We start from the raw sequence: 14190 nt of genomic DNA, 5'->3' as shown, positions 1-14190 counted from the left end.
GATCGCCAACCCGCCCGTCCTGGGCATTGAGCGCGTACCTAGACTCGGGGCCATGCGAAGCGACCCCGTCGTCCAGGTCCAGGCCCTGGTGAAGCGGTACCGCACGAAGACCGCGGTGGACGGCCTCGACCTGGTGGCCGGGGCGGGGATCACCGCCGTACTGGGTCCCAACGGGGCGGGCAAGACGACCACGGTCGAGACCTGCGAGGGGTACCGGAAGGCGGACTCGGGGACGGTACGCGTACTGGGGCTCGATCCGGTGCGCGAGGCCGCGGCCCTGCGTCCCCGGATCGGCGTGATGCTGCAGTCCGGCGGCGTCTACTCGGGCGCCCGCGCCGACGAGATGCTCCGCCACATGGCCAAGCTGCATGCGCAACCGCTGGACGTGGACGCGCTGATCGAGCGCCTGGGCCTCGGCAATTGCGGGCGTACCACGTACCGGCGGCTGTCCGGCGGCCAGCAGCAGCGGCTCGCGCTCGCGATGGCCGTCGTCGGCCGGCCCGAACTGGTCTTCCTGGACGAGCCGACTGCCGGCCTCGATCCGCAGGCGCGCCGGGCCACTTGGGACCTCGTACGCGATCTGCGTGCGGACGGCGTCTCGGTCATCCTGACCACGCACTACATGGACGAGGCCGAGCAGCTCGCCGACGACGTGGCGATCATCGACGCGGGCCGGGTCATCGCCCAGGGCTCCCCCGAGGAACTGTGCCGCGGCGGCGCCGAGAACACGCTCCGCTTCAGCGGGCGTCCCGGCCTCGACATAGGTTCCCTGCTCAAGGCGCTCCCGGCGGACTGCACGGCGGCCGAGCTGACACCGGGCGCGTACCGGGTGGGCGGCAAGGTCGACCCGCAGCTCCTCGCGACCGTCACGTCCTGGTGCGCCCAGCACGGGGTGATGCCGGAGAAGATCTCGGTGGAACGGCACACCCTGGAGGACGTTTTTTTGGAGCTCACTGGCAAGGAGTTGCGTTCATGAGTGACCGGCAAGGAGCTGCGTTCGTGACCACCGCCGGTACGTACACCCCGAAGCCGGGGGCGGCCCCGCTGACCCGCATGATCGCGGCGCAGGCGGCCCTCGAGACGAAGATGCTGCTGCGCAACGGCGAGCAGTTGCTGCTGACGGTCGTCATCCCCACGCTGCTGCTCGTGCTGTTCAGCTCGGTCGACGTCGTCGATACGGGCGAGGGCGAGGCGGTCGACTTCCTGGCCCCCGGCATTCTCGCGCTCGCGGTGATGTCGACGGCGTTCACGGGCCAGGCCATCGCCACGGGCTTCGAGCGGCGGTACGGCGTACTGAAGCGGCTCGCCACCTCACCGCTCCCCCGCTGGGGGCTTATGGCGGCGAAGACGCTCTCCGTGCTGGTCACGGAGATCCTCCAGGTGATCCTCGTGACAGTGATCGCCTTCGCCCTCGGCTGGTCGCCACACGGCAACCCCCTCGCCGTCCTGTTTCTGCTCGTCCTCGGCACGGCCGCCTTCTCGGGCCTCGGCCTGCTGATGGCCGGCACGCTGAAGGCGGAGGCGACGCTGGCCGCCGCGAACCTGGTCTTCCTGCTGCTGCTCGTGGGCGGCGGGGTCGTCGTCCCGCTCGACAAGTTCCCGGACACAGCCCAGTCCCTGCTCGGCCTGCTGCCGATCTCGGCCCTCTCGGACGGGCTGAGGGACGTGCTCCAGCACGGCGCCGGGATGCCGTGGGGGGACCTCGGGATCCTGGCCGTCTGGGGAGTCGTCGGTCTCACGGCCGCAGCCCGTTTCTTCCGCTGGGAGTAGGACGGAGCAGACGCCTCCCCCCTCGTGAAGGCGTGCACAAGCGGCCGCCTACCATGGTGCGCGTGCCGAATCTGACCCGCGCCGTCGCCGTCGAGGCCGTGCGCAACCCCCTCGCCTTCATCGCCGAACGCTGGACCCCGAAGCCCCGGACGGTTCAGCGAGCGGCCCTCGCCGCACTCGTCATGGCGGTGGTCATCGTGGTCACCGGCGGCGCCGTACGTCTGACCGGCTCGGGGCTCGGCTGCCCGACCTGGCCCAAGTGCACCGACGACTCGCTGACCAACACGAGCGAGATGGGCATCCACGGCGTCATCGAGTTCGGCAACCGGATGCTGACGTACGTCCTGAGCGCCGCGGTCGGCTGGGCGATCATCGCGGCGCGCTCCGCGCAGCCGTACCGGCGTGGCCTCACCCGCCTCGGCTGGGCACAGTTCTGGGTCGTCATGGGCAACGCGGTGCTCGGCGGCATCGTCGTCCTGGTCGGCCTCAACCCGTACACGGTCGCCGCCCACTTCCTGCTCTCCACCGCACTGATCGCCGTCGCCACCGTCATGTGGCAGCGCACCCGGGAGGGCGACTCCGCGCCGCGTCCGCTGGTCGGCAAGTCGGTGCAGCAGCTCGTATGGGCCCTGGTCGCCGTCACCGCCCTGCTCATCGCTGTGGGCACGGTGGTCACGGGCGCGGGCCCGCACGCCGGTGACTCGAGGGAGGTCGAGCGCATCCCTCTGGACTGGGAGAACATCACCAGGCTGCATGCCGTCCTGGCCTGGATCGTGGTGACGATGGCCTTCACCCTGTGGTTCGTCCTGCGGGCCGTCGACGCCCCCAAGGGTCCGCTCCACCGCACCCGTGACCTCTTCCTGGTGCTCCTCGGGCAGGGTGCCATCGGGTACGTCCAGTACTTCACCGACCTTCCGGAGGTTCTGGTCGGCCTCCACATGCTCGGCTCCTGCCTGGTGTGGATCGCCACGCTGAGGGTGCTGCTGTCGCTGCGGGAGCGGCACGAGGCCGTGGAGGTTCCGGGGCCGGGACGGTCGACGGAACGGGTCGCCACGCGCGCGTAGGCAGGAAACGTGCCCTACGCGCGCGTGCGTCACGCGTAGGTCGTACGTGCGTCACGCGTAGGCCCGTACGAGGCTGTCGATCGCCGGCCCGAGGTAGGCCCTGGTCAGCTCGGCCCTGCGTGCGGTCCACTCCTCGCCCGGCTCCGCACCGGGGCCCTCGTACCGCCGCCGTCTGACGTCCTCGACCACCTCGACGGGTGCGCCGAGTGCGGGCAGCAGCTCCAGTGCCTCTCGCTTGGTGATCAGCCGCCCGTCCTTCAGGGTGACTGCGGCACGGGCGTGCGTGACGAGCCCGTAGTCCACCCAGATGTCCTGCGTCCAGTTGCTCGCCCGGTCAACCTCCCGCCGCAAGAAGTCCCGCTGGTCGCGCACGACGAACTCGGCGAGCTCATGGTCCGGCACAGGCGGCAGCAGGCCCGTGGGCGGCTCTCCGTGCAGGACCAGCCCGAAGGTGTGCAGCTCGCGCCGTGTGACCGGCGTGACGGGGAACTTGCCCAGGTGCTCGTGTCTCCAGATGAGGTGCCGTCGCTCCGCGCCTGCCGCAGTCCCGGGCGTCAGGTAGGCGCAGTGCAACTTGTCTACGAGCGCCTCGTTGCGCATACGGGCGTGCAGCCGCGCCACCTGCCAGACCGTTCTAGCAGTGATCCGATCGTCCAGGACCGCGATCAGGTCCAGGTCGCTGCGGCCCTCCTGGTAATCGCCACCGCCGAGTGAGCCGTGCGCCCATACGGCGACGGGGGCGAGGTCGCGCAGTTCGGTGAGGAAGCGGTCGAGGAGCCGGTCGGTCGCGTCGCTGCGTGTCATGCCCACAGTCTGCGCACGGTGCGGGCGGCTCACTCCAGCCCGTACACCCGCCGCGCGTTTTCCGCCGCGATCAGCCCGGCCACCCGCTGCGCGTCGGACAGCGACCATGCCCCCTCGGCCACCCAGGTACCGAGCACCCGGGCCAGCGACTCGCGGAAGAGGCGGGCGCCGACCACATGGAGTTCGGGCAGGCCGTGGGCGCCGGAGGAGAAGAGGAGCTTGCCGAAGGGGGCGAGTTCGAGGATCTCCGAGAGCACGGCGGAGGCGCGGGCGCCCGTACGGACGAGGGAGGCGCCCAGGTCGGCGTACACATGCGGGAAGACCCCGGTCAGATGCGCCGCGTGCCGGTGGTACGGGTAGCCGTGCAGCAGGACCAGGTCGGTGCCGAGGCCGGCCGTGGCGCGGGCGAAGTCGGTGAGCAGGACGGGGTCGGTGCGGTCGATGCGCAGGTCCCCTTCGCCGAGTCCCGCGTGCAGCTGGAGCGGGCGGCCCGACGCGACGGCGATCCACAGGAGGTGCCGCAGCAGCACGGGGTCGGACAGGGTGCCGCCGACGCGGCGTCCGGTGAGCCAGCGGCCCGCCGCACCCCGGACCTCACCCGGGCCCGGCGGCTCGGGTGCCAGCGCCAGACCGTGCCGTGCGCCCGCCACCGATGTGAACGCCACGGCGTTCGCCGCCGCCGCGTGCACCGACTCGGCGAGGTTGGCGAGAAACGACTCGACGGTTCCGGAGGTGTCGGCGACCTGCTCGGCGAGCAGTTCCAGGCGGACGATCTCGTGAGCGTCGGCGCCCCCGGCCGAGGCCATCTCGCCGGGTCCTGTCAGGTCGCCCGGCAGTCCGGTGTCGACCAGATACGTCGTGATCCCGCTGCCCCGCAACAGCCTGCGCCCCGACTCCAGTACGCCCAGCTCACGGCGTCGCGCGAGATAGCGGGCGGGCGGACAGTGCGGTTCCAGACCGAGCAGGGGCGGGCACCAGCGGCGTACGGCGAAACCCGTCTGGGTGTCGAAGAAGGTCGTACCCGCTGCCGGCCGGCCCTCACCCCGGGCGAGGTGCGCCTCGAAGGTGCCCAGGCCCAGCTCTGTCCGCAGCACGCCATGGCAGTACTGGTCCACCAGCGACGGCGTTTCGATCATCGGGACTCCCCCGCGAGTGGGCCCTGCCTTTACAGGTCCTAACGGGTGAGCCGGGGGTCAGGTGCTGGTTACGGTCGCGGAAGTACGAAAACTGCCGGTTGCCGTCAGTCGTTACGGGGGCCGCCCAGCTGGATCCCCGCCATCCGCGTCCACTCGTAGCGCCCCGTCTTCACCTTCGCCGCGAAGTCGCCGTCGAAGGACTCGTGGACGGTGATGCCGGACTTCTGGACCGCCTGCTCGGCCATCGCGTGGGTCGGGGCGACGAGGTCGCCCCACTCGCCGTCCTCGCCGACGAGGACGATGCGGGCGCCGCGCTGTCCCAGGTACGCGATCTGCCCCTCGGCGCCGCCGTGTGCCTTGGCGAAGGACGAGATCTGCTTGGTGAGGCGCGCCACACGACGCTCCGCCCTGGCGGCCTTCTTGCGGTCCGCGGCCTCGTCGGCCTGCTGGGTGTCTGCCGTATCTGCCGTATCTGCCATGGTCAGGATGCTACCGACGGGTAGATCAAACGGCGACGGGCGAAATGCGGCTATCGCAGGAAGGGGTCCACCGCCACTGCCACGAACAGCAGCGAGACGTACGTGATGGACCAGTGGAAGAGGCGCATCTCCTTGAGCTTCGCGCCCACGGCCCCGTCCTTGGCGCGGGCCTGCAGCCCGTGCGCCTCCCAGAGCCAGAAGCCGCCGGTCACCAGGGCGACGGCCGTGTAGAACCAGCCGGTGTAGCCCAGCGGCGTCAGCAGCAGAGAGACGGCGACCATCGCCCAGCTGTAGAGGACGATCTGCCGTGCGACGACCTTGTTGGAGGCGATGACCGGAAGCATCGGCACGCCCACGCGCGCGTAGTCGTCCCGCACCCTCATCGACAGCGGCCAGTAGTGCGGCGGCGTCCAGAAGAACATGACGAGGAAGAGGATGACCGGGGCCCAGGACATGGAGTTGGTGACGGAGGACCAGCCGATGAGGACGGGCAGACAGCCGGCGATGCCGCCCCAGACGATGTTCTGCGATGTACGCCTCTTGAGGATCATCGTGTAGACGACGACGTAGAAGAGGAGGGCCCCCAGCGAGAGCCAGGCGGACAGCCAGTTGACGGTCAGGCCGAACAGCAGGGTCGAGACGACGGCGAGCGTGATGCCGAAGACCAGGCACTCGCGGGGGCTGACCATGCCGGTGACCAGTGGGCGCTGCGAGGTGCGCGCCATGAGGGCGTCGATGTCACGGTCGATGTACATGTTCAGCGCGTTGGCTCCGCCCGCAGAGAGGTAACCGCCGACGCAGGTGAGGAGGACGAGCCGGAGGTCGGGCACGCCCTGCTGGGCGAGGAACATCACCGGCACGGTGGTGATCAGCAGCAGCTCGATGATCCGCGGCTTGGTGAGAGCAATGAACGCCTTGATGCGGGCCCCGAACGGCCGGTGCTTCGTGCTCTGACTCGTCCCGAGCACACCCGCAGGACGGGATTCAACGGCCGTCACGTACACCCCTACAGAGACATCCCAGCGAGCCCCGAGTGTGAACTCCGGGTAAAGGCCCGCGCGTACCACGCCACTGTAGACGTTGCCCAGACCCCGCTCTTCGCGGGGGTCGGGTCGTGTTGGAGAGGGCCCCAGGAAGGCATCGGCATCCCTTGATTCGGCTTGATTGAGCGCTCGGAACACCGGCTGCGTATTCACGTTCATTCCCCGCCCGGCCGCGGAACGCGCCGGTCAGGGAGGCGGTGCCGGAACACTCACGGCACTGTGGAATGACTCGAAAAAATGCGTGTTCTTACGGGGGTAGGCTCGACAACGGCCGGTGGGCGCGCATGTGCACCGGCATTCGACATGTGGAACATGTGGAGAGGAGCCCTGACTCAGGGTGAGCACCAAGCCGACCACCACAGACCTCGAGTGGACCGAATTGGACCAGCGAGCCGTCGACACGGCCCGCATCCTGGCCGCCGATGCCGTACAGAAGGTCGGCAACGGCCATCCGGGTACGGCGATGAGCCTGGCACCCGCCGCATACACCCTCTTCCAGAAGGTGATGCGGCATGACCCGGCAGACCCGGACTGGACAGGACGGGACCGTTTCGTCCTCTCCGCCGGCCATTCCTCCCTGACCCTCTACACCCAGCTGTACCTCGCCGGGTTCGGCCTGGAGCTGGACGACCTGAAGGCGTTCAGGACGTGGGGGTCGAAGACCCCGGGCCATCCCGAGTACGGGCACACGGCGGGCGTGGAGACGACGACGGGCCCGCTCGGCCAGGGCGTCGCCAACGCGGTGGGCATGGCGATGGCCGCCCGCTACGAGCGCGGTCTCTTCGACCCGGAGGCCGCCCCCGGCACCTCCCCGTTCGACCACTACATCTACGCGATCGCCGGTGACGGCTGCCTTCAGGAGGGCATCTCCGCCGAGGCCTCGTCGCTGGCCGGCCACCAGAAGCTGGGCAACCTGGTCCTGCTGTGGGACGACAACCACATCTCGATCGAGGGCGACACCGAGGCGGCTGTCTCCGAGGACACGGCTCTGCGGTATGAGGCGTACGGCTGGCATGTACAGCGCGTGCAGCCGAAGGAGAACGGCGACCTCGACCCGGCCGCGCTGTACGAGGCGATCCAGAAGGCCAAGGCCGTCCCCGACAAGCCGTCGTTCATCGCGATGCGCTCGATCATCGCCTGGCCGGCCCCGAACGCGCAGAACACCGAGGCCGCGCACGGCTCGGCGCTCGGCGACGACGAGGTCGCGGCCACCAAGCGCGTCCTCGGCTTCGACCCGGAGAAGTCCTTCGAGGTCGCCGACGAGGTCATCACGCACACCCGCTCGCTGGGCGACCGCGGCCGTGAGGCCCGCGCCGAGTGGGAGAAGTCACTCGCCGCCTGGCGTACGGCCAACCCGCAGCGGGCCGCCGAGTTCGACCGCGTCAACGCGGGCGAGCTGCCCGAGGGCTGGGAGTCGCACCTCCCCGTCTTCGAGCCGGGCAAAGGCGTCGCCACGCGTGCCGCCTCCGGCAAGGTGCTCCAGGCACTCGGCGCGGTCATCCCCGAACTGTGGGGCGGCTCCGCCGACTTGGCGGGCTCCAACAACACCACGATCGACAAGACGAGTTCGTTCCTGCCGCAGGGCAACCCGCTCGCCGAGGCCGATCCGTACGGCCGCACGATCCACTTCGGCATCCGCGAGCACGCCATGGCCGCGGAGATGAACGGCATCGCGCTGCACGGCAACACCCGTATCTACGGCGGTACGTTCCTGGTGTTCTCCGACTACATGCGCAACGCGGTGCGCCTGTCGGCCCTGATGCACCTGCCGGTGACGTACGTATGGACGCACGACTCCATCGGTCTCGGCGAGGACGGCCCCACCCACCAGCCGATCGAGCACCTCGCCTCGCTGCGCGCGATCCCGGGCCTGAACATCGTCCGCCCGGCCGACGCCAACGAGACCGCCATCGCCTGGCGCGAGATCCTGGGGCGCTACACCAAGGAGTTCGGCAAGGGCGCCCCGCACGGTCTCGCGCTGACCCGCCAGGGCGTGCCGACGTACGAGCCCAACGAGGGTGCGGCGAAGGGCGGTTACGTGCTCTTCGACGCCGAAGGGTCCGAAGGACAGAGCGCTGCGCCGCAGGTCGTGCTCATCGCGACCGGTTCCGAGGTGCATGTCGCCGTCGAGGCGCGCGAGCAGCTCCAGGCCGCCGGGGTGCCGACGCGGGTGGTGTCCATGCCGTCCGTGGAGTGGTTCGAGGAGCAGGACCAGGGGTACCGGGACAGCGTCCTGCCGCCGTCCGTCAAGGCGCGTGTCGCGGTCGAGGCCGGGATCGGTCTTACCTGGCACAAGTACGTGGGAGACGCCGGACGCATCGTTTCCCTGGAGCACTTCGGTGCTTCGGCCGACGGCAAGGTCCTCTTCCGCGAGTTCGGCTTCACTGCCGAGAACATCGCCTCCGCCGCCCGGGAATCGATCGACGCAGCCCAGCGCTGACGCTGACATACGACACGTAGGAGATGCATTTTCCATGACAGACGCACTGAAGCGCCTCTCCGAAGAAGGCGTCGCGATCTGGCTGGACGACCTGTCGCGCAAGCGGATCACGTCCGGCAACCTCGCCGAGCTGATCGACCAGCAGCACGTCGTGGGCGTCACGACCAATCCGTCGATCTTCCAGAAGGCGATCTCGAGCGGTGACGGGTACGAGCAGCAGGTCGCCGACCTCGCCGCCCGTGAGGTCACCGTCGAGGAGGCCATCCGCATGATCACGACGGCGGACGTCCGCGACGCCGCCGACATCCTGCGCCCGGTCTTCGACGCCACCGGCGGCCAGGACGGCCGGGTCTCGATCGAGGTCGACCCGCGTCTCGCGCACAACACGCGGGCGACGGTCGCCGAGGCCAAGCAGCTCGCCTGGCTGGTGGACCGCCCGAACACGCTCATCAAGATCCCGGCCACGCGGGGCGGACTCCCGGCGATCACGGAGACGATCGGCAACGGCATCAGCGTGAACGTCACGCTGATCTTCTCGCTGGAGCGCTACCGCGAGGTCATGGACGCCTACCTGAGCGGTCTGGAGAAGGCCAAGGCCAAGGGCCTGGACCTGTCCAAGATCCACTCCGTGGCGTCCTTCTTCGTGTCCCGCGTGGACACCGAGATCGACAAGCGGATCGACGCCATGGGCACGGACGAGGCCAAGGCCGCCCGCGGCAAGGCGGGCGTCGCCAACGCGCGACTCGCCTACCAGGCGTACGAGGAGGTCTTCTCCTCGGACCGCTGGGCCGCCCTCGACAAGGCGCAGGCCAACAAGCAGCGTCCGCTGTGGGCCTCGACCGGCGTCAAGGACAAGGCGTACAAGGACACCCTGTACGTCGACGACCTGGTCGCGCCGAACACGGTGAACACCATGCCGGAGGCCACCCTCTTCGCCGCCGAGGAGCACGGCGAGATCACCGGCAACACCATCGCGGGTACGTACGAGCAGGCCCGCGCCGACCTCGACGCGCTCGAGAAGATCGGCATCTCGTACGACGAGGTGGTCCAGCTGCTGGAGGACGAGGGCGTCGAGAAGTTCGAGGCGTCCTGGAACGACCTGCTCAAGTCGACCGAGGCGGAGCTCAAGCGCCTCGCCCCCTCGGAGGGCTGAGATCTTGACTCCTTCTCCCGGCACCGGAGCGAATCCGCTTCGTGACGCCGCAGACCGACGGCTCCCGCGTATCGCGGGGCCGTCGGGCCTCGTAATCTTCGGCGTCACGGGCGATTTGTCCCGTAAGAAGCTGATGCCCGCCGTCTACGACCTCGCCAACCGCGGCCTGCTGCCGCCAGGTTTCTCGCTCGTCGGCTTCGCCCGCCGCGAGTGGGCGGACGAGGACTTCGCGCAGGAGGTCCACGACGCGGTCAAGGAGCACGCCCGTACCCCCTTTCGTGAGGAGGTCTGGCAGCAGCTCATCCAGGGCATGCGGTTCGTCCAGGGCACCTTCGACGACGACGACGCCTTCGACAACCTGAAGGCGACCATAGAGGACCTCGACAAAGCGCAGGGCACGGGCGGCAACTTCGCCTTCTATCTGTCCGTACCGCCGAAGTTCTTCCCCAAGGTCGTGCAGCAGCTGAAGAAGCACGGCCTGGCCGACCAGAAGGACGGCTCCTGGCGCCGCGCGGTCATCGAGAAGCCGTTCGGCCACGACCTGAAGTCGGCCGAGGAGCTCAACCGGATCGTGCACGAGGTCTTCTCCCCGGACCAGGTCTTCCGTATCGACCACTACCTGGGCAAGGAGACCGTCCAGAACATCCTGGCGCTGCGCTTCGCCAACCAGATGTTCGAGCCGATCTGGACCCGTTCGTTCGTCGACCACGTCCAGATCACGATGGCCGAGGACATCGGCATCGGTGGCCGCGCCGGCTACTACGACGGAATCGGCGCCGCCCGCGACGTCATCCAGAACCATCTGCTCCAGCTGCTCGCGCTGACCGCGATGGAGGAGCCCGCCTCCTTCGACGCGGACGCGCTGGCCGCCGAGAAGACCAAGGTGCTGGGTGCGGTGAAGCTGCCCAAGGACCTCGGCCGCAACACGGTGTTCGCGCAGTACGCGGCGGGCTGGCAGGGCGGCGAGAAGGTCATCGGCTACCTCGAAGAGGACGGCATCGACCCCAAGTCGAAGACCGACACCTACGCGGCCGTCAAGCTGGAGGTGGACAACCGGCGTTGGGCGGGCGTCCCCTTCTATCTGCGCACGGGCAAGCGTCTGGGCCGCCGTGTCACCGAGATCGCGGTCGTCTTCCAGCGCGCCCCGCACTCCCCCTTCGACCACACGGCGACGGAGGAGCTGGGCCAGAACGCGCTGGTCATCCGCGTCCAGCCGGACGAGGGCGTCACGGTCCGCTTCGGCTCCAAGGTGCCCGGCACCTCCATGGAGGTCCGGGACGTGTCGATGGACTTCGCGTACGGCGAGTCCTTCACGGAGTCCAGTCCGGAGGCGTACGAGCGGCTGATCCTCGACGTCCTGCTCGGCGACGCCAACCTCTTCCCGCGCACCGAAGAGGTCGAGCTGTCCTGGGAGATCCTCGACCCGATCGAGGAGTACTGGGACAAGCACGGCAAGCCCGCGCAGTACCCGTCGGGCACCTGGGGCCCGGCCGAGGCGGACGAAATGCTCGAACGAGATGGACGGAGCTGGCGCCGGCCATGAAAATCGACCTCACGGACACCACAGCCAGCAAGATCAACAAGGCGCTGGTGCAGGGCCGCCGGGCCATCGGCACCCCCGCCGTCGGCATGGTCCTCACCCTCGTCATCGTCACCGACGAGGAGAACGCCTACGACGCGCTGAAGGCCGCCAGCGAGGCGTCCCGCGAGCACCCCTCGCGCACCCTCGTGGTCATCAAGCGCATCTCCCGCTCCCCCCGCGACCGCACCACCTCGCGGCTCGACGCCGAGGTACGGGTCGGCGCGGACGCGGGCACCGGCGAGACGGTGATACTGCGGCTGTACGGCGAGGTGGTCGACCACGCTCAGTCGGTGGTCCTCCCCCTGCTGCTGCCGGACGCGCCGGTCGTCGTCTGGTGGCCGGTGAACGCGCCGCTCGACCCGGCCCAGGACCCACTGGGCGCCCTGGCGCAGCGCCGCGTCACCGACACATACGCCGCCGAGCAGCCCGTACGGGACCTCGGTGCCCGCGCCGACGCCTACACCCCCGGCGACACCGACCTGTCGTGGACCCGCATCACGCCCTGGCGTTCGATGCTGGCCGCGGCCCTGGACCAGGTCACCTGCGAGGTCACCTCGGTCGAGGTGGAGGGCGAGGAGTTCAACCCGAGCTGCGAGCTGCTCGCCATGTGGCTCGCGGACCGGCTCGATGTCCCGGTCAAGCGCTCGCTGTCCTCCGGGCCAGGTCTCACCTCCGTCCGGATGGCCACCAGCTCCGGACCGATCGTCCTGGACCGCGCCGACGGTTCCCTGGCGACGCTGTCCATCCAGGGCCAGCCCGACCGGGCGGTGGCACTGAACCGCCGCGACACGGCCGAGCTGATAGCTGAGGAACTGCGGCGGCTGGACCCGGACGACACATATGCCTCGGCGCTGCGGTTCGGCGTGGAACGGCTGGGCAGCGGAGGCTTCAAGTCCGCTTCGCTCGCGGGGGGTTCCGCGGGCGGATGGACTGAGGGCTCCGGGGGCGGCGCCTCCGGGGGTACGGCTGCTACGGCGGCGGGGTCCCGAGCTGCGGCTTTCCGGGCCGGGGTCTCCGGAGCCGGGGCTTCCGAGGCTGGGACTTCCGAGGCTGGGACTTCTGACGCCGGGGCTTCTCACGCCGGGGCTTCCGATGCAGAGGCACCGGATGAGGCGTCCGCCGATGAGCCGGCGAAGGAGGCCGACAAGGCTCCGGCCACCCCCGCCGACTTGGCCAAGAGGGTGGCGTCCAAGTGAGCACCGCGCCGCAGCTCGTCGTCCACCACGACAAGGAACTGATGGCCCAGGCCGCCGCGGCCCGGCTCATCACGAAGATCGTGGACGCCCAGGCCTCCCGGGGCTACGCCTCGGTGGTGCTCACCGGCGGGCGCAACGGCAACGGCCTCCTCGCGGCGCTGAGTTCGGCACCCGCGCGGGATGCCATCGACTGGGGCCGCCTGGACCTGTGGTGGGGTGACGAGCGGTTCCTGCCCGAGGGCGACCCGGAGCGCAATGTCACCCAGGCCCGCGAGGCGCTCCTCGACTCCGTACCGCTGGATCCGCACCGCGTGCACGCCATGCCCGCGTCGGACGGCCCGTACGGCAAGGACGCCGACGCGGCGGCGGAAGCGTACGCCGGCGAGCTGGCCAAGGCCTCGGGCCCCGAGAACCATGGCACCGTCCCCACCTTCGACGTCCTGATGCTGGGCGTCGGCCCGGACACGCACGTGGCGTCGCTCTTCCCGGAGCTGCCCGCCGTACGGGAAACGGAGCGCATGGTGGTCGGCGTACACGGCGCGCCCAAGCCCCCGCCGACCCGTATCACGCTGACCCTGCCCGCGATCCGGGCGGCTCGCGAGGTGTGGCTCCTGGCCGCGGGCGAGGACAAAGCGACGGCAGCGGCCATCGCGCTCTCGGGAGCGGGCGAGATCCAGGCCCCGGCAGCGGGCGCGTACGGCCGCTCCCGCACACTGTGGCTCCTGGACGCGGCAGCGGCATCCCAACTGCCCCGCTCGCTGTATCCACCGGCGTCGCCCTGAGCACCCTGTTCCGCATGCGTCGTAGGCCCCGCTGGATGTGTGGTCAGGCGGGGCCTACGACGCGTCCAGCGCCCGAAGGGGCGCGGGGAACTGCGCGACCAGCCCAGAACTACCCGCAGCCCGCACGCAACCGCACCCCTACGGCGCTACCCGCAATCCCCCGCACCCAGCGGAGCGCTTACGCGTCGGTAGACGCTGCCATCCCGCTCGCGTACGAGCAGCCCGCTCTCCACGCAATAGCGGCGCAGCGCCGACGTGTCGTCGTGCACGGTGCGGAACGCCTCGTTGACCTCGGACTCGGAGTAGCTGCGCTCGGTCTCGAAGAACGTGCCGGTCAGATGGGTGAGCAGTTCACGGCGTACGGCCGGGCGCACCGGAATCGCGGTCAGCCGCCCTTGCGCGAAGAACCCCACGAGACGGCGCGGAACACCGGGATGAGCCTCCTCCGCGGGCCGGACACGCCGGAACACGGCGGCATCGGCCCGCAGGGAGCCGTCCGCCATCCGCTCGACGAGCCCTGCGGCGACCAGGCGCCCCAGGTGCTTGCGCACCAGGGCGGAGTCCTGCTCGCGCGGGGGCAGTGTGTCCAGCACGATGCGGGCGTACAGCTTCTGGCGTTCGGGATCCGCGAGTGCGGCGAGCAGCTGGTCCATGACGTCCTCCCGGCGAGTGACAGCGCCGGAGCAGTGTCACCCGCCGAGCGAAGGCCGCGCATCCGATTAACGGTGCCGCGGCCCGAGG

13 protein-coding genes are annotated in these 14190 nt (G+C 69.9%); 8 read left to right on the top strand and 5 right to left on the bottom strand.

The annotated features are described in order from the left end of the window. The first annotated feature begins 52 nt into the window (after window positions 1-52). The 3 genes from ACGFNK_RS12965 to ACGFNK_RS12955 are packed head-to-tail and all read left to right on the top strand — an operon-like array spanning window position 53 to window position 2834. The gene (locus ACGFNK_RS12965) at window positions 53-976 is read left to right on the top strand and encodes an ABC transporter ATP-binding protein (RefSeq protein ID WP_393415145.1); all 924 of its coding nucleotides are present in this window, start codon (window positions 53-55) and stop codon (window positions 974-976) included. Then, window positions 973-1770: an ABC transporter permease gene (locus ACGFNK_RS12960; RefSeq protein ID WP_393415142.1), complete on the top strand. Its 798-nt coding sequence runs from the start codon at window positions 973-975 to the stop codon at window positions 1768-1770. Before ACGFNK_RS12965 ends, ACGFNK_RS12960 begins: the two co-directional genes overlap by 4 nt. A gap of 53 nt (window positions 1771-1823) precedes the next feature. Further along, window positions 1824-2834 carry a heme A synthase gene (locus ACGFNK_RS12955; RefSeq protein ID WP_393415139.1) on the top strand — a complete coding sequence of 337 codons (1011 nt, stop codon included), beginning with the start codon at window positions 1824-1826 and terminating at the stop codon, window positions 2832-2834. 51 nt (window positions 2835-2885) lie between these two features. Here ACGFNK_RS12955 and ACGFNK_RS12950 read toward each other — a convergent pair whose 3' ends face one another. The 4 genes from ACGFNK_RS12950 to ACGFNK_RS12935 all read right to left on the bottom strand — a co-directional run bounded on the left by ACGFNK_RS12950 (window position 2886) and on the right by ACGFNK_RS12935 (window position 6257). Continuing rightward, window positions 2886-3638, bottom strand: coding sequence for a nucleotidyltransferase domain-containing protein (locus tag ACGFNK_RS12950; RefSeq protein ID WP_393415136.1), 753 nt, complete (start codon window positions 3636-3638; stop codon window positions 2886-2888). 29 nt (window positions 3639-3667) lie between these two features. After that, window positions 3668-4774, bottom strand: coding sequence for an amidohydrolase family protein (locus tag ACGFNK_RS12945; RefSeq protein WP_386345662.1), 1107 nt, complete (start codon window positions 4772-4774; stop codon window positions 3668-3670). Window positions 4775-4878: 104 nt separating this feature from the next. After that, window positions 4879-5253: a hypothetical protein gene (locus tag ACGFNK_RS12940; RefSeq protein WP_344386992.1), complete on the bottom strand. Its 375-nt coding sequence runs from the start codon at window positions 5251-5253 to the stop codon at window positions 4879-4881. A gap of 50 nt (window positions 5254-5303) precedes the next feature. Further along, on the bottom strand, window positions 5304-6257 hold the full coding sequence (locus ACGFNK_RS12935; protein WP_393415132.1) for a heme o synthase: 954 nt from the start codon (window positions 6255-6257) through the stop codon (window positions 5304-5306). A gap of 376 nt (window positions 6258-6633) precedes the next feature. On the opposite strand from ACGFNK_RS12935, the gene tkt reads away from it, so the two are divergent. The 5 genes from tkt to pgl are packed head-to-tail and all read left to right on the top strand — an operon-like array spanning window position 6634 to window position 13449. After that, window positions 6634-8736 (top strand): transketolase, encoded by a 2103-nt coding sequence (gene tkt / locus ACGFNK_RS12930; RefSeq protein WP_393415129.1) that lies wholly within the window; start codon window positions 6634-6636, stop codon window positions 8734-8736. 34 nt (window positions 8737-8770) lie between these two features. Further along, a complete protein-coding gene (gene tal / locus ACGFNK_RS12925) occupies window positions 8771-9889 on the top strand; it encodes a transaldolase (protein ID WP_393415126.1) in 1119 nt (372 codons plus the stop codon). A 4-nt stretch (window positions 9890-9893) separates the two neighbouring features. Continuing rightward, window positions 9894-11432: a glucose-6-phosphate dehydrogenase gene (gene zwf, locus ACGFNK_RS12920; protein ID WP_386345668.1), complete on the top strand. Its 1539-nt coding sequence runs from the start codon at window positions 9894-9896 to the stop codon at window positions 11430-11432. Further along, window positions 11429-12667, top strand: coding sequence for a glucose-6-phosphate dehydrogenase assembly protein OpcA (gene opcA, locus ACGFNK_RS12915; RefSeq protein WP_393415122.1), 1239 nt, complete (start codon window positions 11429-11431; stop codon window positions 12665-12667). The genes zwf and opcA overlap by 4 nt, the downstream gene beginning before the upstream one ends. Next, window positions 12664-13449 carry a 6-phosphogluconolactonase gene (gene pgl, locus ACGFNK_RS12910; protein ID WP_386345671.1) on the top strand — a complete coding sequence of 262 codons (786 nt, stop codon included), beginning with the start codon at window positions 12664-12666 and terminating at the stop codon, window positions 13447-13449. Before opcA ends, pgl begins: the two co-directional genes overlap by 4 nt. 146 nt (window positions 13450-13595) lie before the next feature. On the opposite strand, the gene ACGFNK_RS12905 is transcribed toward pgl, so the two are convergent. Beyond that, complete coding sequence (locus tag ACGFNK_RS12905) at window positions 13596-14102, bottom strand: DUF2087 domain-containing protein (protein ID WP_393415119.1); 507 nt, start codon at window positions 14100-14102, stop codon at window positions 13596-13598. Window positions 14103-14190: the final 88 nt, after the last annotated feature.

The sequence above is a fragment of the Streptomyces sp. NPDC048825 genome (genome assembly GCF_043198355.1).
GTDB classification, from domain to species: domain Bacteria; phylum Actinomycetota; class Actinomycetes; order Streptomycetales; family Streptomycetaceae; genus Streptomyces; species Streptomyces xiangluensis.
Note: the sequence above shows the minus strand (reverse complement) of the source record. Positions and strands in the feature narration are given on the sequence as shown.

Excerpts from the sequence above, each read along its gene's own strand:
- ACGFNK_RS12965 (WP_393415145.1), top strand. The coding sequence starts at position 53 with ATGCGAAGCGACCCCGTCGTCCAGGTCCAGGCCCTGGTGAAGCGGTAC.
- ACGFNK_RS12960 (WP_393415142.1), top strand. The coding sequence starts at position 973 with ATGAGTGACCGGCAAGGAGCTGCGTTCGTGACCACCGCCGGTACGTAC.
- ACGFNK_RS12955 (WP_393415139.1), top strand. The coding sequence starts at position 1,824 with ATGGTGCGCGTGCCGAATCTGACCCGCGCCGTCGCCGTCGAGGCCGTG.
- ACGFNK_RS12950 (WP_393415136.1), bottom strand. The coding sequence starts at position 3,638 with ATGACACGCAGCGACGCGACCGACCGGCTCCTCGACCGCTTCCTCACC.
- ACGFNK_RS12945 (WP_386345662.1), bottom strand. The coding sequence starts at position 4,774 with ATGATCGAAACGCCGTCGCTGGTGGACCAGTACTGCCATGGCGTGCTG.
- ACGFNK_RS12940 (WP_344386992.1), bottom strand. The coding sequence starts at position 5,253 with ATGGCAGATACGGCAGATACGGCAGACACCCAGCAGGCCGACGAGGCC.
- tal (WP_393415126.1), top strand. The coding sequence starts at position 8,771 with ATGACAGACGCACTGAAGCGCCTCTCCGAAGAAGGCGTCGCGATCTGG.
- opcA (WP_393415122.1), top strand. The coding sequence starts at position 11,429 with ATGAAAATCGACCTCACGGACACCACAGCCAGCAAGATCAACAAGGCG.
- ACGFNK_RS12905 (WP_393415119.1), bottom strand. The coding sequence starts at position 14,102 with ATGGACCAGCTGCTCGCCGCACTCGCGGATCCCGAACGCCAGAAGCTG.